This window comes from Streptomyces sp. NBC_01275, from assembly GCF_026340655.1.
Lineage (GTDB): Bacteria > Actinomycetota > Actinomycetes > Streptomycetales > Streptomycetaceae > Streptomyces.
Genome location: NZ_JAPEOZ010000001.1, coordinates 9453919 through 9475114, shown reverse-complemented (window position 1 = coordinate 9475114; position 21196 = coordinate 9453919). Strand labels below are relative to the sequence as shown.

General features: G+C 70.7%; 17 protein-coding genes and 3 pseudogenes. 11 read left to right on the top strand and 9 right to left on the bottom strand.

From position 1 onward, the window contains the following. Positions 1–10: 10 nt before the first annotated feature. Complete coding sequence (locus OG562_RS41590) at positions 11–1006, bottom strand: NADP-dependent oxidoreductase (protein WP_266407365.1); 996 nt, start codon at positions 1004–1006, stop codon at positions 11–13. Between the two features lie 158 nt (positions 1007–1164). Here OG562_RS41590 and OG562_RS41585 point away from each other — a divergent pair, with 158 nt between their 5' ends. After that, entirely contained in the window at positions 1165–1788 is a 624-nt protein-coding gene (locus tag OG562_RS41585) for a TetR/AcrR family transcriptional regulator (protein WP_266407363.1), read from the top strand. 204 nt (positions 1789–1992) lie between these two features. On the opposite strand, the gene OG562_RS41580 is transcribed toward OG562_RS41585, so the two are convergent. Then, on the bottom strand, positions 1993–3003 hold the full coding sequence (locus tag OG562_RS41580) for an enoyl-CoA hydratase/isomerase family protein (RefSeq protein ID WP_266407360.1): 1011 nt from the start codon (positions 3001–3003) through the stop codon (positions 1993–1995). Positions 3004–3069: 66 nt separating this feature from the next. Further along, the gene (locus OG562_RS41575; protein WP_266407357.1) at positions 3070–3684 is read right to left on the bottom strand and encodes an iron-containing alcohol dehydrogenase; all 615 of its coding nucleotides are present in this window, start codon (positions 3682–3684) and stop codon (positions 3070–3072) included. 147 nt (positions 3685–3831) lie between these two features. On the opposite strand from OG562_RS41575, the gene OG562_RS41570 reads away from it, so the two are divergent. The 4 genes and pseudogenes from OG562_RS41570 (at position 3832) to OG562_RS41555 (ending at position 8601) form a co-directional block, all read left to right on the top strand. Next, complete coding sequence (locus OG562_RS41570) at positions 3832–4743, top strand: alpha/beta hydrolase (RefSeq protein ID WP_266407355.1); 912 nt, start codon at positions 3832–3834, stop codon at positions 4741–4743. Positions 4744–4926: 183 nt separating this feature from the next. Next, on the top strand, positions 4927–6816 hold the full coding sequence (locus OG562_RS41565) for a propionyl-CoA synthetase (protein ID WP_266407354.1): 1890 nt from the start codon (positions 4927–4929) through the stop codon (positions 6814–6816). Between the two features lie 76 nt (positions 6817–6892). Further along, a pseudogene (locus OG562_RS41560) lies at positions 6893–7291 on the top strand (ATP-binding protein); the annotation flags it as partial. A 242-nt stretch (positions 7292–7533) separates the two neighbouring features. Continuing rightward, positions 7534–8601 (top strand): alkene reductase, encoded by a 1068-nt coding sequence (locus OG562_RS41555; protein ID WP_266407352.1) that lies wholly within the window; start codon positions 7534–7536, stop codon positions 8599–8601. A 202-nt stretch (positions 8602–8803) separates the two neighbouring features. Here OG562_RS41555 and OG562_RS41550 read toward each other — a convergent pair. Continuing rightward, positions 8804–9130 (bottom strand): annotated as a pseudogene (locus OG562_RS41550) (PaaI family thioesterase); the annotation flags it as partial. Between the two features lies 1 nt (position 9131). Then, a pseudogene (locus OG562_RS41545) lies at positions 9132–9554 on the bottom strand (TetR family transcriptional regulator); the annotation flags it as partial. Positions 9555–9825: 271 nt separating this feature from the next. On the opposite strand from OG562_RS41545, the gene OG562_RS41540 reads away from it, so the two are divergent. Next, positions 9826–10722 carry a ThiF family adenylyltransferase gene (locus tag OG562_RS41540; RefSeq protein ID WP_266407350.1) on the top strand — a complete coding sequence of 299 codons (897 nt, stop codon included), beginning with the start codon at positions 9826–9828 and terminating at the stop codon, positions 10720–10722. Positions 10723–11075: 353 nt separating this feature from the next. Here OG562_RS41540 and OG562_RS41535 read toward each other — a convergent pair whose 3' ends face one another. Beyond that, a complete protein-coding gene (locus OG562_RS41535) occupies positions 11076–12254 on the bottom strand; it encodes an acyl-CoA dehydrogenase family protein (protein ID WP_266407348.1) in 1179 nt (392 codons plus the stop codon). Positions 12255–12438: 184 nt separating this feature from the next. On the opposite strand from OG562_RS41535, the gene OG562_RS41530 reads away from it, so the two are divergent. Both OG562_RS41530 and OG562_RS41525 read left to right on the top strand, forming a co-directional pair. Beyond that, a complete protein-coding gene (locus OG562_RS41530) occupies positions 12439–14418 on the top strand; it encodes a PE-PGRS family protein (protein WP_266407346.1) in 1980 nt (659 codons plus the stop codon). A gap of 61 nt (positions 14419–14479) precedes the next feature. Then, positions 14480–15043 carry a histidine phosphatase family protein gene (locus tag OG562_RS41525; protein WP_266407345.1) on the top strand — a complete coding sequence of 188 codons (564 nt, stop codon included), beginning with the start codon at positions 14480–14482 and terminating at the stop codon, positions 15041–15043. Positions 15044–15174: 131 nt separating this feature from the next. On the opposite strand, the gene OG562_RS41520 is transcribed toward OG562_RS41525, so the two are convergent. After that, positions 15175–15549, bottom strand: a complete 375-nt coding sequence (locus OG562_RS41520) for a ferredoxin (RefSeq protein WP_266407343.1) — start codon at positions 15547–15549, stop codon at positions 15175–15177. Between the two features lie 99 nt (positions 15550–15648). Here OG562_RS41520 and OG562_RS41515 point away from each other — a divergent pair, with 99 nt between their 5' ends. Further along, positions 15649–16014 (top strand): DUF6479 family protein, encoded by a 366-nt coding sequence (locus OG562_RS41515; protein ID WP_266407340.1) that lies wholly within the window; start codon positions 15649–15651, stop codon positions 16012–16014. 55 nt (positions 16015–16069) lie between these two features. On the opposite strand, the gene OG562_RS41510 is transcribed toward OG562_RS41515, so the two are convergent. After that, the gene (locus tag OG562_RS41510) at positions 16070–16930 is read right to left on the bottom strand and encodes a fructosamine kinase family protein (RefSeq protein ID WP_266409809.1); all 861 of its coding nucleotides are present in this window, start codon (positions 16928–16930) and stop codon (positions 16070–16072) included. 187 nt (positions 16931–17117) lie between these two features. Here OG562_RS41510 and ppk2 point away from each other — a divergent pair, with 187 nt between their 5' ends. Together ppk2 and OG562_RS41500 are read left to right on the top strand one after the other, a co-directional pair. Then, complete coding sequence (gene ppk2, locus OG562_RS41505; RefSeq protein WP_266407338.1) at positions 17118–17921, top strand: polyphosphate kinase 2; 804 nt, start codon at positions 17118–17120, stop codon at positions 17919–17921. A gap of 120 nt (positions 17922–18041) precedes the next feature. Further along, entirely contained in the window at positions 18042–19796 is a 1755-nt protein-coding gene (locus OG562_RS41500) for a PAS domain S-box protein (protein WP_266407336.1), read from the top strand. Positions 19797–19916: 120 nt separating this feature from the next. Here OG562_RS41500 and OG562_RS41495 read toward each other — a convergent pair whose 3' ends face one another. Next, positions 19917–20888 carry a RimK family alpha-L-glutamate ligase gene (locus OG562_RS41495; RefSeq protein WP_266407335.1) on the bottom strand — a complete coding sequence of 324 codons (972 nt, stop codon included), beginning with the start codon at positions 20886–20888 and terminating at the stop codon, positions 19917–19919. Positions 20889–21196 lie beyond the last annotated feature (308 nt).

Below are 21196 nucleotides of genomic sequence, written 5' to 3'. Positions count from 1 at the left end.
TTGCGGCGGGTCAGCTGTTGCCGATGACGGCCTTGCCGCGGGTGCCGCCCTGGGACAGGGATCGCAGCGCGTCCGGGGTCTGGTCGAAGGGGAACACCTTTCCCACCACCGGGCGCACCGCGCCCTGGTCGATGAGGGCGGTGATCTGGCGAAGCTGGTCGCCGCTGGCGCGCATGAACAGGAACTCATACGTCACGCCGAGCTTCTTCGCCTGCTTGCGGATCTTGCGGCTCAGGCCTGCGACCGCCAGGCGCAGCAGCGGGTTCAGGCCGGCCTCGCGGGCGAACGCGGGGTCCGGGGGACCGGCGATCCCGATGGCCTTGCCGCCGGGCTTGAGCACCCGCAGGGACTTCTCGAGAGTCTCCCCACCGAGGCTGTCCAGCACCAGGTCGTAGCCGGTCAGGAGCTGCTCGAAGTCCTGGGTGCGGTAATCGATCACCGTGTCCGCGCCGAGTGCGCGCACGAAGTCCGCGTTGGAACCGCTGGCGGTCGTGGCGACGCTCGCACCGAGGTGCGCGGCGAGCTGGATCGCGATCGAACCGACCCCGCCGGCGCCGGCGTGGATGAGAACCTTCTGCCCGGGCCGCACCCTCCCGCGCTCCACCAGCGCCTGCCACGCCGTGAGCGCCGCCAGCGGCAGCGAGCCCGCCTCTTCCATGCTGATCGAAGCGGGCTTGAGCGCCAGGTCGCCCTCCGCTACGGCGATGCGCTCGGCGAACGTGCCTATGCGGCCGGCGTCGGGCCGGGCGTAGACCTCGTCTCCGGGCTTGAAGCCGCGAACCGCCGTCCCGACGCGGACGACGGTGCCCGCGACGTCGTTGCCCAGGATCAGCGGCAGCTTGTAGGGCAGGATCTGCTTGAACTCACCGGCGCGGATCTTCTCATCCAGCGGGTTCAGTCCGGCGGCCTCCATCTGCACCAGCACGTCGTGCTCCTCGACGGTGGGCTCGGGGACGTCCGCCTCCTGCAGCGGCTCCTTGTACTTGGTGACGACGAACGCTCTCATGGGGCGCCGCTCCTAATTCTTGTCCTATTTATCCAGGTATGAGACTGAATCGGCAAACCCGGCGCGACATCCGAGGACCTCGCAACCTCGCCCCACGCCGCTAATCCGAGTACACTCAACTATGAGTCCACTCAGAAATATTGTCAAGGGGGGTCCCCATGGGAAGCGGTCACATGCCGATCGGGCGCCGCGAGAGGGCCAAACAGGACAAACGCGAGCGCATCATGACCGCAGCCCGCGAGCTGTTCGTCGAACACGGCGTCGACAGGGTCACGACGCAGCAGGTCGCCCGCCGGGCCGATGTCGCGATCGGGACGCTCTACCGGTACGCGTCCACGAAGGCCGAGTTGCTGATCATGGTGCAGAACGAGAAGTTCGCCGCCGCCGTCGACGACGGCCTCGCCGCCGCGAACGCCGCCGTCGGACAGGGCGCGCTGGAGCCGGTCATCGCTCTCATCCGCCCCGTGGTGGAGTGCGTGAGGGAGCACATCGAGAACGGCCGCACCTACCTGCACGAACTCGTCTTCGGCGACCCGGCCGAGCCCTACCGGCAAGTAGGCCTGACCCTTGCCGGCCGCCTCGAGGACGGCATCACCGGCCTGCTCACCCGCAACGAGGACATCGGCGCCGCCGACGCGGCAACGCTGGCGCGGGTAATCACCGCGATCATCCACATCAGCACCACCGCCACCGTGTGCCTGCACCGCAGCGACGAAGCCGTGCTCGCCGACATCCGCGACCAGATCCACGCCACCCTGGCGCCACACATCCGCGCCGCATGACCGGTCGCTCCACGAGCCGACCATGTCCTCGGAACGGGGGCACTTCGTGAGCACGCACTAAGGCGTCGTCACCATCGGCGCCGGAACCGCGGGCACGTCACCGCGATCCGCGCCGCGCAACTCGGCATGAACGAACCACGCGCCGATTTCGGCAAGCTCCGCCTCGCCCCGGTCAGTTCTGAGGACCTGCTCACGCGCACATGCTCAGGCGGGCAGTGTCTGTCCGCCCTGCACCTCACGTTCCCAGGTGGGACTGCGGTCCTTGTCGACCAAGGCCGCTCGGACGCCCTCCAGGAAGTCCGGCGTGCGGATGGTCGTGCGCGTGAGAGTGAGCTCGGTGTCAAGGCACCCGCGCAACGTCTGCTGTCTGCCCCGGGCCAGCAGGTCGTGAGTGATCTCCAAGCTCTGCGGCGAGGCGGACTCCAAGGCGATCAACGCGTCTGACGCCCAGGCGGTGTCGAGGTGACGCAGGCGTTTCTCGATCTCGCCGAGGGTCGGCGCGCCGAACGCCCAGTCCGTCTCCCCACGTACCTCCGCCAGCCTGCTCTCCCCCACCGGGGAACGGTCGGCAAGACGGTTCAGGACGACGTCCACCGGGGCGCCGGGGCTGTCTGCCAGGGCATCTCCGACCGCACCGAGCCTGTCCGTGGGGACGAAGTGCGTGGCCAGACCCGTGTACAGGGCGTCGGCCGCGTCGAGCCGGTGCCCGGTCAGTCCCAGGTACATGCCGATCGCGCCGGGCAGCCGCGGCAGAAAGTAGCTGGCCCCGACGTCGGGGAAGAAACCGATGCCGGTCTCGGGCATCGCCAGCACCGCACGCTCGGTGACGACGCGGAAGGCGCCGTGGACCGACAGACCGAGACCACCGCCCATGCACATGCCGTCTATGAGCGACACGACCGGCACGGGATACTCGGCGATCCGGGCGTTGAGCCGGTACTCGGAGGCGAAGAACCGCTCACTGGCCTCGGCATCCCCAGCGAGGCTGTGCTCGCGGATCGTGCGGATGTCGCCGCCGGCGCAGAAGGCCTTCACACTGGTGCTGGCGATCACCACAGCGGACAGCGGTGTGTGCTCCCATGCGGCGAGCGCACCGTCGATGGCCGCGACCATGCCTGTCGTCAGGGCGTTGAGCGCCTTGGGTCGGTTCAGAAGGATCCGGCCGACGCCCCGGTGCACGTCGGTGAGAACCTCGCCCTCAGCAGTGTCAGTCATGCGTCTCATCTCGCACTCCGCGCGGACCTGGCTATTGTGCCGTCACCGTTCCTCAGTCGCCGGCCTTCAGCCGTAGATCTGCGCGCAGAGGTCCTGGATCTCGTCCACGGGGGGCCCAACGGGGTTGTCGGCGGGGGATCCGGACGCGAGCGCCTGCTCAGCCACGAGGGGCGACAGACGGAACCACTCGTCCTTGGCGATGCCGTTGACCCGAGGGGTGGGCACCTCAAGATCCTCGCACAGGTCGCGGAGCGCCTCCACGAACTTCCCGGCTGGCAGGACATCGCAATCGCCGTCGCCGGCAACTCCGAGCGCGCGGGCGCAGTCGGCGTACCGGCTCTCGGCGGCCGGTACGGAGAACGCCGTCACCGCGGGGAAGAGCATCGCGTTCGACAGACCATGAGCGACGTGGAAGTGCGCGCCGATCGGGCGGCTCATGCCGTGCCTGAACGCCACGCCGGCCTTGGAGAAGGCGATGCCGGCCTGGGCCGCGGCGAGCATCATCGCCTCGCGAGCCTCGGAGCCTCTCCCCCGTCGGCGCAGACGCGGCGGAGGTGGTGTCCGATGGTCCGGGACGGCGTTCAGCGCAAGGCCTTCGGAGAACGGATTGGCCTTGCGGCTCACGTACGCCTCGACGGCATGAGTGAGCGCGTCGACGCCGGTGTCGAGGGTCGCCCGCACAGCGCCGCCGCGCCCCCGCAACCAGAGGTGATCCCGATCCCTTCTGAGTTTACTTTTCTATACTCAGACAGTAGCGTCAGGACCAGCACATCAACCTGGCTGCACGCGGGACGTGGGCGTGGCAGCAACCTGCGAAGGAGCACCACCATGGGAGCAAGCCCAGAGGCACACGAGTTCGCGGAGTTCCTGGCGAGCGTGAGCGCGAAGTCGTCGACACCGGGTCTCGACCTGGCCGTCATCCGCGACATCGTCGACTCCAACCACAAGGCGTCGACCGAGCCGGAAGGCGTCACGTACGCCGAGGTGGACGCGGGCGGCGTCCCCGCCCTGTGGGCCATCCCCGAGGGAGCCGATCCCGACCGGGCTCTGCTCCACTTCCACTTCGGCGGGTCGGTCACCGCCTCCATGCACTCGGACCGCAAGGCTGCGGGCCATATCGCGAAGGCGGCGGGAGCCCGCTCGCTCGTCGTGGACTTCCGCCTGGCGCCCGAACACCCGTACCCGGCGCAGCTCGACGACGCCGAGACGGCGTACCGGTGGCTGCTCTCGCAGGGCTACGAGCCGCGGAACATCGGCAGCACGGGCCACTCGATCGGCGGCACCCTCGCGGTGATGCTCCCGCTGCGCCTGCTCGCGCAGGGGGAGGCGACCCCGGGCGCGATCGTCAGCGTCTCGCCGTGGACCGACCTCACCATCCAGAACGCGTCGGTGGACGAGAACGAAGACAACGACAAGATGCTCAGCAGGAACACTCTTGAGCTCTTCCGTGGAGCCTGGCTCCAGGAGCCCGGAGTGGACTTCGCCGATTCGAAGATCAGCCTCGTGAACGCCGATCTGACTGGCCTGCCGCCCACGACCGTCCACTACGGCGAGTACGAGACCCTCGCCGACGACGGCGCCCAACTGGGCCGTCGCCTCAAGGACTTCAAGGTCACCTCCGAGGTCCACCCGCTGCCCGAGGGACAGCACTCGTTCGTCCTGGGCGCGGGGCGCGTACCCGAGGTGGACGAGGCGATCCAGCAGATGGGTCAGTGGCTCCGCAAGCACCTCGGCGCGTGAGCTGAAGCCACACCGGGCGGAGCGGCCTTTCGGCCGGACCGCCGCACCACCGCGATGCCGGTGACCGGTCCGCCGGTCGTCGGCATCCTGCTCGACCATGTAGGCCGGCATGCGGTACTTGTGTCCGACACCGTTCCGCAAGCAGCCCCGCCACCGTCCCTTGATGCCACAAAGGAGTGAGCGATGGGAACGTACGAGGATGTCTTCCGCTCGAGTACCGAGGATCCGGAGAACTTCTGGTTGAAGGCGGCGGAGGGCATCGACTGGGATGTCGCCCCACGACGCGCCCTGGACTCCTCGGGTGCCCCCTTCTACCGCTGGTTTCCCGACGGTCGGCTCAACGTCTGTTTCAACGCGGTCGACCGGCACGTCGAAGCCGGCCGCGGCGAACAGGCTGCACTCATCTACGACTCACCCGTGACCGACACCCGGCGCACCTACACCTTTGTGCAGCTGAGGGACGAGGTGGCGGCTCTCGCCGGCGCACTCGCGCGGCTCGGTGTCGAGCACGGCGACCGTGTAGTGATCTACATGCCGATGGTCCCCGAGGCCGTTGTCGCGATGCTGGCCTGCGCACGTATCGGCGCGGTGCACTCGGTCGTCTTCGGCGGGTTCGCCCCGCGCGAACTCGCCCTCCGCATCGACGACGCGGCCCCCAAGGTGGTCGTCTCCGCCTCCTGCGGCATCGAGGGCAAGCGGGTCATCGCGTACAAGCCCCTGCTCGACCAGGCGATCGAACTCGCGGTCCACAAGCCGGAGAAGAACGTGATCCTGCAACGCCCGCAGGAGACAGCAGAGTTGGGGCCTCACGATCTCGACTGGGCCGACCTGGTCGCCGCCGCGCCGCCGGCCGACTGTGTTCCCGTCCCCGCAACCGACCCCCTCTACATCCTCTACACCTCCGGAACCACCGGAAAACCCAAGGGAGTCGTGCGCGACTGCGGCGGCTACGCGGTCGCCCTCCACTGGTCGATGGGGGCCGTCTACGACGTGGGCCCGGGCGAGACGATGTTCACCGGCTCCGACGTCGGCTGGGTCGTCGGGCACTCGTACATCGTCTACGCGCCATTGCTGGTCGGTGCGACGACGGTGCTGTACGAGGGCAAGCCGGTGGGTACCCCGGACGCGGGCCAGTTCTGGCGCGTTGCCGCCGAGTACGGGGTCAGGACCATGTTCACGGCACCCACCGCGTTCCGTGCGATCAGGAAGGAGGACCCGCAGGGAACGCTCACCGCGGGCTACAACCTGACCGGCCTGCGCCACCTCTTCCTCGCCGGTGAGCGCCTCGATCCCGAGACCTATCACTGGGCGACCGATCTGCTGGGCGTCCCGGTGATCGACCACTGGTGGCAGACCGAGACCGGCTGGCCCATCGTCGCCAACCCCGTGGGCATCGAGGCCGCTCCCCTCAAGCCGGGGTCTCCCACCCGCCCGCTGCCGGGCTGGGACGTCCGGGTCCTCGACGCTTCGGGCGAGCCGGCACCGCCGGGCGTCGACGGCGCGATCGTCGTGCGGCTCCCGCTGCCGCCCGGCGCGCTGCCCACGCTCTGGAAGGACGACGACCGGTACGTCGCCTCCTACCTCTCCGCCTACGACGGCTACTACCTCACCGGCGACAGCGGTCACATCGACGACGACGGCTACGTCTTCGTCATGGGCCGCACCGACGACGTCATCAACGTCGCCGGACACCGGCTGTCCACCGGCAGCATGGAAGAGGCCCTGGCCGCCCACCCCGACGTCGCCGAATGCGCCGTCATCGGCGTCGCCGACGCCCTGAAGGGACAGGTACCGCGCGGCTTCGTCGTCCTCAAAGCCGGCGTAGACCGCGAACCGGGCGAGGTCGAGGCCGAACTCGTCCAGCTCGTACGCGAGCGCATCGGCGCCGTCGCCTCCCTCAAGGACGTCGCGGTAGTAGCCGCCCTGCCCAAGACCCGCTCGGGAAAGATCCTCCGCAAGACGATGCGCGGCATCGCCGACGGCCACGACGAACCCATCCCCTCCACGGTGGACGACGCCGGTGTCATCGAGGTCCTGCGCCCTGTTCTCCGCCGCGCCGGTCACACCCCGTGATCGAATGTCGCCATACCTGGCTGACGGTGGGCGGGCGCGCCCGGCGGACTGCCCCACCGGAGCCTTTGACGCCGATCATGTCGCGACCTGGGTCTCCCCAGCGACCCGGCAGTCGTCTCCACGGCCCGCGTCCAGGCATCCGATCAACTGACCGTCTGAGGGCTGGAAGAACCGGCCTTCACCGCCGAACTCGTGGTCAGCGAACTGGTGACGACCGCCATCCGCTACGGCAAGAACCCCATCAAACTGCGGATGATCCTTCAGCCCACCCTGACGTGCGAAGTCTCCGACGCCAACAGCACCGCCCCGCACCTGCGCCGTGCCCGGGACTTCGACGAGGGCGGCCGCGGCCTGCTCCTCGTCGCCCACCCCACCGAACACTGGGGCACACGGCACAACCACGAGGGCAAGTGTCATCTGGGCGGAGCAGGCGATTCCAGCTTGCGTTGCGGAACTCCCATCCGCTCCGGCGTGAGGTTCTTGCGCGAGCTGCACCGCGCGACTTCGTGCCCCATGCCGGGACTCACTTGCCACAGCCCACCCGACCACATAGCATTACGATCGTAATTTGATAGGCCGGTGCCGGCTCCGACTCGGCCGGCGTGCGCAGGGCGGGTGCGTCTTCGGACCCGGAAGCAGAAGAGCCCGGTGTCCACGTCCACGCGGTGTCCGCCCCCGCCCTTTCGAAACCACCACCCATCACCTGAGGAATCACCCATGCTCAACGCCCTGTGGAACCCCACCGTCGTCGGAGAGATCGCCCTGCCGCACCGGCTGGCCATGGCACCCCTGACCCGCAGCCGGGCCACCCCGGACGGCGTGCCGACCGAGCTGAACGCCGAGTACTACGCCCAGCGCGCCTCACACGCCCTCATCGTCACCGAGGGCACCCAGCCCTCCGCCGACGGACAGGGCTACCCGGTGACCCCGGGCATCTACACCGAGGACCACATCGCAGGCTGGCGCAAGGTCACCGACGCCGTACACAAGGCCGACGGACGCATCGTCATCCAGCTGATGCACACCGGGCGCATCTCCCACCCGGACAACACCCCTCACCACCGGCAGCCTGTGGCACCCTCCGCGATCAAGCCGGCCGGCCAGATGTTCACCCCGTCCGGGCTCCAGGAGATGCCGGAGCCGCGCGAACTGTCCACCGAGGAGGTCGCCGCGACGGTCGACGACTTCCGGCGCGCCGCCGCGGCCGCCATCGCGGCCGGCGCCGACGGCGTCGAGATCCACGGGGCCAACGGCTACCTGATCAACCAGTTCCTCTTCCCCAACACCAACCAGCGCACGGATCAGTACGGGGGCTCCCTCGACAACCGCATCCGTTTCGCGGTGGAGGTTGCCACGGCCGTGGCCGACGAGATCGGCGCCGGCCGCACCGGCATCCGAATCTCTCCCGGCAACCCCTTCCAGCTCAACGACCTCGCGGAGAGCGACCCGCACGAGCTCTACCCGCACCTCCTGCGCGCCCTCGCCCCCCTCAACCTCGCCTACCTGCACATCGCTCACGGCGGCGACGAGGAACTCCTGCACACCCTCCGCAAGCTGTGGCCGAGCACCCTGGTCCTCAACCGGGCCGGCACCGACATCGCCACCCGCGCCAAGGACGTCGAAGACGGCGTCGCCGACGTCGTCACCGTCGGCACCATGGCGCTCGCCAACCCCGACCTGGTCGAGCGCATACGCTCCGGCGCGCCGCTGAACACCCCCGACTCCGCCACTTTCTACGGCGGCGACGCAACCGGCTACACCGACTACCCCACCCACGCCGCCTGACGAAGAGCAGCCAGGCACCCGAGGGAACCACCACCTTCGGGCGCCTGGACACATCTGCGGCGCACGGAGGCCGGCGACCCGAGGAGTTACGGGCCGCGACCGACGTGCGCCACAGCGGTTTCACCTCACACCCCGGCGTTCTGCGCCGCGATCGAGGGAGTCCGGCATCACGGCCCAGACCGATACCGGTCGCCGCTGAGGCTCACCCCTGCGAGGGAGGCACCGGGAAGAGCATGCAGCTACTGGTGGCATGGGCGAGCAGACGGTCCGTGCCGTCGACCAACTGCGCCTGGGCCAGGGCGGTTTGACGGCCCTTGCTGACCACCGTACCGATGGCGCGTACCGTGCCCGTGTCCACGGTGATCCGTCGCAGGAACTTCACCGTGAGATCGAGCGAGGTGTACGCAACGCCCTGCGGAGGGGTCGACTGGACTGCGCAACCAGCCGCCGAGTCGAGCAGGGTGGCGAAGATGCCGCCGTGCACGCTGCCGATCGGGTTGTAGTGCTCCTCACCCGGTGTCGGGGAGAACGGGTGCCAGGCGGGCGGCGATGCCGTCGACGACCATCAGTACGCCGTCGGTGTAAGCCTGCTTGGTCGGGTCTGTGCAGCGCCGGATTTCGTCGAGCAGGGCGGCGGCGGGGCAGCCGTCGTCGGAACTGTCGCGATGCTGGGCGGACAGGTACCAGCGCACGATCTGCTCAAGTCCTGTGCGACCGGGCGCCGCCTGCGCGACGATGCTCGCGTTCTGCGCCTGCAATTGGTCGGCGACCGCGGTGGCCACGAGGTCGTCTTTCGACGTGAAATGGGTGTAGAAGGCGCCGTTGGTGAGCCCCGCGTCCGTCATGAGGGTTGAGATGCCCGAGCCGTCGATGCCGTCCCGCTTGAACCGGCGTCCGGCCGCCTCGATGACCCGCTGCCGGGTCGCCTGCTTGTGCTCTTTCCCGTAGCGCACCGCGCGCTCCCTTTCCTCGTCGGAGGGGCTGCCTGCTCTTGGCGGGCGCCCTCGTCATATTGCATTTCGATCGTACTGCAATAGATTCGAGGCTCCGGTGGCTGCCCGTTCGGCGGCGAGGTGCCGTGCTGGGTGGCGCGATGCCCCCTCGCTGGGGGTGTTCATTGCGCGTCGTGGAGTGCGGTCGACTGCGAGGGCTCGCTTGCGATCCATCGCCCCCGTGCACAGTATTATGATTGTAATGCAATGACCCTCGGTCAGCGCCGCCTTAGTGCTCGGCGAGGCAGATGCGGGGGTGATCAGAACGAGCCGGCTGACATGGGTCGGTGCCCGCCAGCTTCTGGGCGACCGCGGGCAAGAAACACTTGCCCGGCTGCGCGTCGCCATCGTCGGCCTTGGCGGTCTCGGCAGCATCCTCGTCGAAGAACTCGCACGGCTCGGCGTCGGGGAACTCGTCCTCATCGACAACGAAACCGTCGACGCGACCAACCTCCCACGGCTGCTGGGAGCCGAGCGCAGCGACATCGACAAACTCAAAACCGATCTCGCCGCCCGTAACGCAATCCGAGCAAATCCACAGATCCGCCTGACCACGGTCCCACGAAGAGTCGAGGACCCCGAGGCACTGCGTGAGCTGGTGCTCTGCGACTGGATCTTCCTGGCCGCCGACAGCCATTCAGCCCGGCACTGGGTCAACGCCGTCGTCCACGAGTTCCTCATCCCCGCCACTCAAGTCGGCGTGAAGATCCCCGTCTCCCCAGACGGTGACGTCGGGCAGATCCACACCGCCACACGCTTGATCGCCCCGGGCATCGGCTGCATGTGGTGCAACGGCCTCATCGACCCGACCGAACTCGCCATCGAGATGCACCCCGAGACCGAGCGCGAGCAAGCCCGGTACATCCCCGGTGTACCCGCGCCCAGCGTGATGCCTTTGAACACACTCGCCGCCGGCGAAGCCGTGACCCAATTCCTGATCGCATCCGCCGGCCTGCACGAGAACGACAACGATCTGGGATCAGTCATCCACCGCCCTCGAGTCCGCGAACGGCATCTCCAAGATCCCCGCCAGAACGGCGGCTGCCGATGGTGTACGCCCACGGGCAACCTCGGACGCGGCACCAGCGGAGAACTCTCAGCCTGGCAGGCGGTAAGTTCTCGATCTTGAGTTGGAGCCGCCATCGCCGCGAAGTCGCAGTCGACGGCGTTTCCAGTGCTCGCGGTGAAGTGCCAACTGCCGCATCACGGCTCGGCCGTCATCCTGATCCCACAGAATCACGGTGCCAACTATCCTCGGTATGTGACATCGGCCTGGCGCCGTTCAACATCCGGGACGCCGGTGACCTGAGTATCGGCCACCGCCTCAGCCCCGCACGTCCCAGTAGCGCTGGCCCTGAGAAATTAGCAGGTCAGCTGGCCCAGGACGCCAACAAGCCAAGCCCATCGCGCGTGAGGCCAAGCACTCCGCTCAGTGCCAACCGTCCCGCTTTTGTGCCAACTAAAAAGCCTCGTCACACACAGCTAGCGCCGTACGCGCGGCATCCCCAGGCCGATCCACGAGATGATCTCGCGCTGGATCTCGTTGTTGCCGCCGCCGAAGGTGAAGATCACGGCGGAGCGGTAGCCGCGTTCCAGTTCACCGTGCAGGACGGCGCCGGCCGAGCCCTCCTGGAGGGCGCCGGGGGCCGCGACGACCTCCATGAGCCAGGCGTAGGCGTCGCGGCGGGCCTCGGAGCCGTAGACCTTCACGGCCGAGGCGTCCTGTGGGGTGAGGGTGCCGTTCTGGAGGGCGCCGACCATCTGCCAGTTGAGGAGTTTCAGGGCGTCGAGCTTCACATGGGTCTGGGCGAGGCGGCGGCGCACCCAGGGCAGGTCGACGACCCGGCGGCCGTCGGCGAGCTTGGTCTCCGTCGCCCAGCGCTGTACGTCGTGCAGGGCGCGGATCGCCATGGTGCCGTGCGCGGCCAGGGTGACGCGTTCGTGGTTGAGCTGGTTGGTGATCAACCGCCAGCCCGCGTTCTCGGCGCCGACCCGGTGGGCGACGGGGACGCGGACGTTCTCGTAGTAGCTGGCGGTGGTGTCGTGCGAGGCGAGGGTGCGGATGACCGTGCAGGAGTAGCCGGGGTCGGTGGTCGGCACCAGGAGCATGGTGATGCCCTTGTGCGGCGGGGCCTCCGGGTCGGTGCGCACCGCGAGCCACACCCAGTCGGCGGTGTCGCCGTTGGTCGTCCAGATCTTCTGCCCGTTGACGACGTAGTGGTCGCCGTCGCGCACGGCGCGGGTCTTCAGCGCGGCGAGGTCGGTGCCGGCGTCGGGCTCGCTGTAGCCGATGGCGAAGTCGATCTCGCCGGAGAGGACCTTCGGCAGGAAGTACGCCTTCTGCTCGTCCGTGCCGTACTTCATGATCGTCGGGCCGACGGTGTTCAGCGCCATCAGCGGGAGCGGTACGCCGGCCTGCGCGGCCTCGTCGAAGAAGACGAACTGCTCGATGGGGGTGAGGCCGCGGCCGCCGTACTCCTTGGGCCAGCCGACGCCGAGCCAGCCGTCCGCGCCGAGCCGGCGGATGGCGGCGCGGTAGAAGCGTTTCGCGGCGACCGGGTCGATGTGCCGGGCGTAGGCGTTGTGTGGCACCAACTCGGCGAAGTAGGCGCGCAGTTCGGTGCGCAGCCGCTGCTGCTCGGGCGTGTGGTCGAGATGCACGGCGCCTCCTGGCTTCCCACGGCCGGTGTCCTGACGGCGCACACGGTAGAACGTGTTGCAGAAATTGGGAATGGCGGCGCGGCAGATCACCACGGCGGGGCGGATCCCCCGCCGGAACCGTTCCCGTGATCATGATGCCGGACGGGCGGGGAACGCGGGGGCCCGGTCCGGCAGGATGGCCCTCATGACCGGAGAAGAGCTCAAGGCACTGTTCGCCCGCGCCGGGTTGGAGGTCACCGGGCCCTGGGAGGAGGTGGGCGTGCTGCCGCCGCGCGCCGCCTGGCGCCGGATCGTCTCGGGAGAGACGGCGCCGACGGTCACCGTACGGGCAGACCGGCCCGCCGAGATCGACGCGCAGTGGCATCGGCTCGCGACCGGGGCCGGTCTCTTCGGCGGGGACGGGGTGTTCCTCATCGACGTGGAGGGTGCGGGGCCCGGTTGTCCGCCCCGGAGGTGGACCCGGGTCCGGCTCGATCCGGGCTGGCGGCTCGCCGACGTACTGGGCGAACTCCCCGGTTCGCAGCCGGAGTTCGTCACGACGGCCGTCGACGGGGACACCGTGGTGGGGGTGACCGCGGGCGAGGACGGGATACGGGTCACGGTGGTGGACCGGATCGCCGAGCGCGTCGAGGCGGAGGCGCGGGCGGCGGCCGAGGAGACCGAGCAGGAGCGGGCGGCCGCTTGGGAGGCGCTGTTCGAGGTGCCGGAGAACGGCGACAAGCTGCGCGCACGGTGGGTGAACGGCCTGGGCGGCAACCCGGGCGTGCCCGACGACCTACGGGTCGACCTGGTGGGCCTGTCGGACTACCTGATGTACAGCCCGCAGCCGACCGCGGTCGTGGAAGCGGCCATGGTCCACCCGGACTGGAGCATCAGGGGGGAGATGGCCGAGCACCAGCCGAACCTCACGCCGGAGCAGCGGGCCCGGATGATCCTGGCCGAGGACGACGCCAAGCGCCTGCGGTCCCTCGCCTGGCTGGTCCGGTACCGGCGGGCCGAGCTCACCGCCCCCGGGTACCGGCGGCTCGCCACCGCCCCCTCCGCACAGGTGCGCGAGCAGGCCGCCGATCTCCCCGGTCTGCCGGCGTCCCTGCTCACGGCCCTGACCGCAGACTCCCACGCCTCCGTCCGGGCCACGGCCTGCAAGCGCGCCTGGCCGCAGCTGGACCAGCACGAGCGGGAGCGCCTGCTGAACGACCCCGACGGCACCGTCCGGTCCGCCGCGCTGCTCCGCCATCACGAGGACCACCCGATGCCGCGGGCCGTGTTCGAGGCCAGGGGCTTCGAGGTCCGTGCGGTGGAGCGCTGCCGTCTCGAGCGCGACCTCGCCGAGGCGCTGGTCCACGACCCCGAGCCGGAACGGCGCTGCTCCCTCGCCCGCAACCCGCACATGGACACCGATCTGGTCCTCCTGCTGGGCCGGGACCCCGACGACCGCGTCCGCTGGGAGGCGTCCCTGCACCCCGGCCTCACCGAGGAGGAGCGCGCCACCATCGACTTCCCGTTCGATCCGGGGATCCAGTATCACGCCCTCGACTGGATCGTGGCCCTGCACGACGACCTTGACGCCCTGCGCCGCCTGGCCGTCTCCGCCCACCCCCTGGTCCGCCGGAGCGTCGCCCATGCCCGGCGGCTGCCGGCGGACATCGTGGAGCGCCTGGCCCGGGACGAGGACCGCGTCGTCCACCTCTTCCTCGCCGAGAACTGCGACGACGCCCCCGCCGACCTGCTCCTGTCGGTGTGGCAATGGTGGACGGGCAGCCTGAGCACCCCCGACCGCCCGCACGGCCACCCCAACTTCCCCCGCCGCGACCTCCTGCGCCACGCCGACGACCCCAGTCCCCGGATGCGCCGGCTGGCCCTGGACGACCCGGACTCGACGGCCGAGCTGGTCGAACGCTTCAGCCGGGACCCGAGCGTCGAGGTCAGACGCCGGGCGGCCGAGGACCCCCGGCTGTCGGTCGCCTCGGCGGTACGGCTGCTCGAGGACCCGTACGACCGGGTCCGGTACGCGGCGTCCCAGCACCCGGGCCTGCCCGCACGCGTGCTGACGCGACTCCTGCGCGACCGCGAGACCGCGCAGGAAGCGGCCCGCCACCCCGGCCTGCCCGTCCCGGTCATGCGCCGGATGCTGGACGAGGCACGGGGGCGAGGGGCCGTATGACGAGTACGACGACTGCTACGACGGGTATCACGGGTGTGATGGGTGTGATGGGTGTGACCGTATGACGAGTCGGCTGGTGCTGGTCTCCCCCGCGATCACCGCGGCCCTGCGCGAGGCCCGTTTCGACGACGGCAGCCCGCTCGACGCCGTCGGGCTGCGGCAGGCGCGGGCGGCGGCCGGGACGCTTCCGGCGGCCGAGCGGGTCTGGTGCTCGCCCACCGTGCGCTGCCGGGAGACGGCGACCGCGCTCGGACTCGACGCCGTGGCCGTAGCGGAGTTGGCGGCCATGGACGCGGGCCGCTGGCGGGGCGAGACCCTGGCGGAGGTGCAGACGCGCGAGCCGGAGGCACTGGGCCGCTGGCTGACGGACCCGTCGGCCGCGCCGCACGGCGGGGAGTCGGTGTACGCGGTGTGCGACCGGACGGCCGCCTGGCTGGACTCGGCCGCCCGGGCCCCCGGGCGGACCGTCGCCGTCGTCGAGCCCGAACTCGTCCGCGCCGCGGTGGTACGGGCGCTGGGGGCGCCGGAGTCGGCGTTCTGGCGCACCGACGTCCCGCCGCTGACGGCCGTGGAGCTCAGCGGCCGGACCGGGAGGTGGAACGTGCGGGTGGGGCGGACGTTGTGAACGTGCGGGTGGGGTGGGCACTGCATATGTGCGGCTGAGGCGGGCGCTGTACATGCGCGGCTGAGGCGGGCGCTGTACATGCGCGGCTGGAGCGGGCGCTGTCAAAACCGGGCGCCTGCTTCCCGGGCCGCTCAGGCCAGCGTCGCGAGGAAGTCCGTGCACGCCCTGGCGCAGGCGCGGCACGCGGCCGCGCTCCGTTCCGCGCCCGGGTGCCGGTCGAAGACGTGCGCGCACTCCAGGCAGACGGTGCGGCACCACTCCAGCTGGACGCGGAGGCCGTGCTCGTCCAGCCGGTCCTCCTCGAACAGCGCGCGCCAGGTGGCGTCGCACACCTCCGCGCACATGATGCCCTTACGGCGCACGAGGTCCTGCTGTCCGGCGCGGGCCGGGTCCACGAGGCTCGCGCGCCGCGCACAGGCCCGCGCGCACTCGGTGCACGCCTGCGCGCACGTGAAGCGGTCCTCCAGGAACCGGATGGGTTCCTGCGCGGAAGTCGTCGAAGTCACCCCTCGCGGGTAGCCGGGACGCGCCGTGTCAAACACGCCGACGCCGAATGACGGGGGGCAAGAGCGGTTCGACGTCCACTTTGCGGGTATTCGCCTGGTATGAGTACTGCGAGCATGCAGCTGGCCGCCGCGAGCGGACTGCTCAGCCTCGGGCTGTTCGCGGTCGGTATGGTCGTCTTGGCCGTGCTGGCCGGCAGCTTCTGGCTGGGCGCGCGCGTCAAGACGCACGAGTCGCCCCGGCCGCGCCCCGATGAGCAGCCGCACCTGCCGCCGGAAGGCCCGGTGCACGAGATCCGCGAGAACCGTGAGCCCGACGAGGTGCCCCGGACCCCCAAGGGCGGTCGCCCCCTCACCCCGTACGAACTGACCAACAGTGCGACCCGGCCGAGCGCCTCCAAGGACCGGCCACGATGGAGCAAGGGCAGCAGCGGCTCCTTCGGCGGAGGCGGCCTGGGCGCCCACTGAACGACCGCTTGCACCTCGCTTGCACCTCGCGTGAACCCCGGTTGCACCCCGGTGCCTACCGCACCCCCCGCGCCACCGCCAGCGCCTGCTCGGCGTACGCCCGGCCGAACAGCACCGCGTGCACGAGCAGCGGAAAGAGCTGGTGGAGCCGCACGCGGTCCCGCCAGCCCTGCGCGAGCGGCGCGGCCTCCTGGTATCCGGCCAGCACCCGGTCCAGGTACGGACAGCCGAACAGGTGCAGCATCGCGAGGTCGGTCTCGCGGTGTCCGCCGTGCGCGGCCGGGTCGATGAGCCGGGCCTGTCCGTCCACGCCCCACAGCACGTTGCCGCGCCACAGGTCGCCGTGCAGCCGGGCGGGCGGCTCGGCGGGACCGGCCAGCTCGGGCAGCCGCGCGCAGAGCCGCTCCACCACGGCCGCCTCGGCCGGGCTCGCCGTGCCGGCGTCGACCGCCGTCCGCAGATAGGGCAGCACCCGGTGTTCGGCGTACCAGGCGGGCCAGTCGTCGCCGGCCGTGTTCCGCATGGGGGCGAGCCCGATGTACGCGTCCCGCGGTCCGCCCGGCGGGGCGGCGCCGAAGGCGGGGGCTCCGGCGGCGTGCAGCGCGGCCAGGTCACGGCCGAGGCGGAGGGCGGCGCCCGGGCCCGGCGGCCCCGTCGTCACCCGCTCGCTCACCAGCCACCGCTCGTCGTGTCCGTGCACGGCGGGCACCCGTACCGCGCCCGCGTCGGCCAGCCAGGCCAGCCCCGCGGCCTCGGCCCGCACCGCGCCCGGCGCGTCGCCGCGCTTGACGATCACCGCCCGCCCGTCGTCGAGCAGGACCTCCGCGACGGCCCCGGACAGCGTCTCTTCCCGCCGCACGGTCCCTCCGGCGAACCGGATCGCGGCGGCGCCGGGGGTCGAGGGGGACGCGGTCATCCGGTCGCCGGTCGCGCGGTACGGACGTGACACCTCAACACGCCGACCAGCGTACGTCGACGCACATCGACGCACGTCGGCGTACCTCGGTGCAGGACCGCCAGGGGCCGATCTCCGCCGGTCACGTGCGGTGATCACGTACCGTGGGACGCGCCCGTAGCACCACGTCGGCGAGGGGATCAGGCGCATGGCCAAGAAGACGACGGCGAAGCTGCCGCGCATGGCGTATGAAAGCGAACTGCTGCGGCTCCAGACGGAGTTGGTGAAGCTTCAGGAGTGGGTGCGGGCCGAGGGCGCACGGGTGGTCGTCGTCTTCGAGGGCCGGGACGCGGCGGGCAAGGGCGGGACCATCAAGCGGGTCGCCGAACACCTCAACCCCCGCGTCGCCGGCATCGCCGCCCTGCCGAAGCCCAGCGAGCGCGAGCGCACCCAGTGGTACTTCCAGCGGTACGTCGAGCATCTGCCGGCCGCCGGGGAGATCGTGCTGTTCGACCGGTCCTGGTACAACCGGGCGGGCGTCGAGCATGTGATGGGCTTCTGCACGAAGGAGGAGCACCAGCTGTTCCTGCGCCAGTGCCCGATCTTCGAGCGGATGCTGGTCGAGGACGGGATCCTGCTGCGCAAGTACTGGTTCTCAGTGAGCGACACCGAGCAGCAGGAGCGTTTCCGCAGGCGGCTGGAGGACCCGCTGCGGCGCTGGAAGCTGTCGCCGATGGACCTGGAGTCGATCACCCACTGGGAGGCGTACTCGCGGGCCAAGGACGAGATGTTGGTGCACACCGACGTCCAGGAAGCGCCGTGGTACGTCGTGGAGAGCGACGACAAGCGGCGGGCCCGGTTGAACATGATCGCCCATCTGCTGGACTCGGTGCCGTACCGGGAGGTGCCGCCGCCGGTACTGGAGCTTCCCGAGCGGCCGGCGTCGACCGGATACCAGCGTCCGCCACGCGATCTGCAGAACTACGTTCCGGATCACGCGGCGACCCTGTGACACACCGCTCAGGTTCCGACAGGGGACGGACACCCGGCGGACAGTAAACGACATCCAGGAGCGGGGGCGGTGCCGAAGCGCTGTGATGGCCTGAGTCGTCGCGCAGGGTGAGGTGGACATATGGCCGACGTGATGCAGGCTGGACCGGCGCGGCGCGCGAAAGCGGGCGTGAGCGCCGGGGCGGGGGCCGGTGCCGGGGCGGGCGGGGGTGCGCCGGAGCAGAAACGGTGCGCCTGCGGCGCGTCCGTGCCGCCGAGCGCGCCGGGCGGGGCCGAGGAGCGGTTCCGGGGTCTGCTGGAGGCGGCCCCGGACGCCATGGTCATCGTCGACGACGCGGGCGTCATCAAGCTCGTCAACGCCCAGACCGAGGCCCTGTTCGGCTACGGCCGTGAGGAACTCCTGGGCCACCGGGTGGAGTTGCTGATACCGCACCGCTTCCGGGGCCAGCACACCGCGCACCGGGGCGGCTACACGGACAACCGGCAGGTACGCCCGATGGGCGCCGGACTGGAACTGCACGGACTGCGCAAGGACGGCACCGAGTTCCCCGTCGAGATCAGCCTCAGCCCGCTGGAGACCGCGGACGGGCTGCTGGTGTCGGCGGCCGTGCGCGACGTCAGCGACCGCAAGGCGGCCGAGGCGCGGATCAACGAGCTCGCCGCGCTGGTGGAGTCGTCGCAGGACGCGATCCTCGCCACGACGCTGGACGGGTACGTCACCTACTGGAACGCGGCCGCGCAGCGTCTGTACGGCTACACGGCCGAGCAGGCGATCGGCCGGCACATCGCGCTGCTGGCCCCGCCACGCCTGCGCGGCGAGGTCCGCGCGCTGCTCAAACGGCTGCGGCACGGCGAGAAGGTCGAGCACTTCGAGACGCTACGACTGACCAGCGCCGGGACGCTGCTGGACGTGGACGTCACGCTGTGGCCGACCCCGGACGCGCACGGCACCGTCGTCGGGGCGTGTGCGATCGTGCGGGACATCAGCGACCGCAAGCGCGCCGAGGCGGAGCTGACCGCGCTGTACGAGCAGCAGCGGCACATCGCCCTGACCCTGCAGCGCAGCCTGATGGGCACCCCGCCGGCGCTGCCCGGTCTGGCCAACGTCAGCCGCTACCGGCCCGCCACCCAGGGCGCGGGGGTGGGCGGCGACTGGTTCGACCTGATCCCGCTGGGCGCCGACCGGGTCGGCGTGCTGATCGGCGATGTGATGGGGCGGGGCCTCGAAGCGGCCGCGGTGATGGGCCAGTTGCGCTCGGCCGCGCACGCGCTGGCGAAGACCGGCATGCAGCCGCACCGGCTGATGCGGGCGCTGGACACCTGCGTCGCCGACCTCGACGTACCCGACCAACTGGTCACCTGCTGCTATCTGGTGATCGCCCCGGACACCGGCACGGTGACCGTCTGCTCGGCGGGCCATCTGCCGGTGCTGGTCGCCGGGGCGGGCGAGGGCGTCACCGCGCTCCCCTGCCCCGTCAACACTCCCCTGGGGGTGGGCGACGTCGTGTACGAGCAGTCCAGTTCGGTGATACCGCCGGGCGCCACCCTGGTGCTCTACACGGACGGCCTGATCGAGACGCCGGGCAGCGACATCGAGGCCCGGATCGACGAACTCACCGCTCTCCTCGACAAGTTGTTCTTCGCCCCACCGTGTCTGGAGACGGCGGCGGACCATATCCTGGCGGGCCTGCTGCCGGACCCCGACGGCCACAACGACGACGTCACCCTGCTGCTGGCGCAGTTGCCTGCGGCCCCGCCGGCGGCCGTCGCCACCGCGCTGCCGGCCGAACCGGCCTCAGCACCGGCCTCCGAACCGGCCTCCGAACCCGCCTCCGAACCCGCCTCAGTACCGGAAGGGAGCGCCTTTCTGCACTAAGGCCTGTCCGGCGGATCAGGTCGGAGGACAGCTGCGGCAACCGACGACAACGCCGATCCCGGTCCGCGCCCTCGCCGCCGACTGGGGTACGGCCGACGGACGAGGGCAAGACCACCTGGTTCACGCCGAGGCGGTGAGCCCCCGGGGCAGGCCGTGGCCGGTCAGGGCGAACGCGTCCAGGTGCGCCTGTACGTACGGCACGGCCACCGACTCGAGTTCTCCCTCGACGAAGGCGGGCTGGACGTTGACCTCGAAGACGACCCCGCCGTTCTCGACGGCCAGGTCCACGCCGGCGAACGGGAGCCCGACCGACGCGGTGGCGGCGACGGCGAGTTCGGCGAGCCGGGGCTCCAGGTCGGGCGGCGCGATGTGGACGGGCGTCGCGCCCTGGCAGGTGTTGCACGGGGTGTCCGGTTCGGGCTGGAGGTGCTCGCGGGCGTGCACGACCCGGCCGCCCAGGACGAAGACGCGGAACTGGTGGCGCAGTCCGTCGGCGGTGACGTTGCCCGCGTCGCGAGAGAGCATCCAGTCGGTGCCGCGCTCGGCGTAGAAGGCGGTGGCGTCGGCGAGTTGGGCGGGGGTGGCGACATGGAAGGTGTCGTTGCCGCCGGTGCCGACGACGGGCCGGGCCCAGGTGTCGCCACCGAGCCGCTCGAAGGCGTCGGCCGCCTCCCGCGCGGACGGCCGGGAGAGCACGGCGGTCTCCATCTGGGCGACGCCGTCGCGCAGGAAACGGGCGACGGTGAGGTTCTTCTCCGTCGCGGTCCGCCAGGCCTCGGAGCCGGTGCCCAGGGTCACCACGTCGTGGCTCTCCAGGAGTTCCTGGAACGCGGCGAGTGCCGGGCGGCGGTGCGGCGGGATCTCGTAGAGCAGGACGACGTCCGGGGTGAAGTCCAGTCGCTCTTCGGGGACTTGAAGTCGTAACCGCCCTCCGTCGCGGACGCCTCGGCCGGTTCCGCCGGTGGCGAAGTGCCGGGAGTCGATCCGGACGGGCGGTGCGCCGGTGAGCAGTTCCACGGCGTCGGCCAGATACTCCCGGCAGCCTTCGGGCGACGTGGGGTCGGCGATCAGGGCGATGCACGGTCGGGACACAGCGGCCTCCAGTGGCTCTCGACGCACGCTCGTGCCGCGGGCGCCCAGCTGGCAGCCGTCGTGCGGCCCGAGCGGTGTCACGGATGGTGCCTGTCGCGCGGGGGTCCTCGCACCCGTCGCCCTGGGAGCCGCGCCGGTGTGCGCGGCCGTGCCGGAGCCGGACGACTGCCGGGCCGGGACGGCCGGTGACCACGGGGTGGTGGGGCATGCCCCGCCGGATCCGCGCCGCAGGGCTGGCCGACCACTGTAGGCACCCGGCGGGACGCCTCAACAGGGCGCACGACGGTCCGCCGCCTGCCCCTTCCTCT

Coding starts and splice junctions, on each gene's coding strand:
- OG562_RS41525 (WP_266407345.1), top strand. CDS start 14,480: ATGACGAGTCGGCTGGTGCTGGTCTCCCCCGCGATCACCGCGGCCCTG.
- OG562_RS41530 (WP_266407346.1), top strand. CDS start 12,439: ATGACCGGAGAAGAGCTCAAGGCACTGTTCGCCCGCGCCGGGTTGGAG.
- OG562_RS41580 (WP_266407360.1), bottom strand. CDS start 3,003: ATGACTGACACTGCTGAGGGCGAGGTTCTCACCGACGTGCACCGGGGC.
- ppk2 (WP_266407338.1), top strand. CDS start 17,118: ATGGCCAAGAAGACGACGGCGAAGCTGCCGCGCATGGCGTATGAAAGC.
- OG562_RS41585 (WP_266407363.1), top strand. CDS start 1,165: ATGGGAAGCGGTCACATGCCGATCGGGCGCCGCGAGAGGGCCAAACAG.
- OG562_RS41590 (WP_266407365.1), bottom strand. CDS start 1,006: ATGAGAGCGTTCGTCGTCACCAAGTACAAGGAGCCGCTGCAGGAGGCG.
- OG562_RS41500 (WP_266407336.1), top strand. CDS start 18,042: ATGGCCGACGTGATGCAGGCTGGACCGGCGCGGCGCGCGAAAGCGGGC.
- OG562_RS41515 (WP_266407340.1), top strand. CDS start 15,649: ATGAGTACTGCGAGCATGCAGCTGGCCGCCGCGAGCGGACTGCTCAGC.
- OG562_RS41565 (WP_266407354.1), top strand. CDS start 4,927: ATGGGAACGTACGAGGATGTCTTCCGCTCGAGTACCGAGGATCCGGAG.
- OG562_RS41570 (WP_266407355.1), top strand. CDS start 3,832: ATGGGAGCAAGCCCAGAGGCACACGAGTTCGCGGAGTTCCTGGCGAGC.
- OG562_RS41555 (WP_266407352.1), top strand. CDS start 7,534: ATGCTCAACGCCCTGTGGAACCCCACCGTCGTCGGAGAGATCGCCCTG.
- OG562_RS41510 (WP_266409809.1), bottom strand. CDS start 16,930: ATGACCGCGTCCCCCTCGACCCCCGGCGCCGCCGCGATCCGGTTCGCC.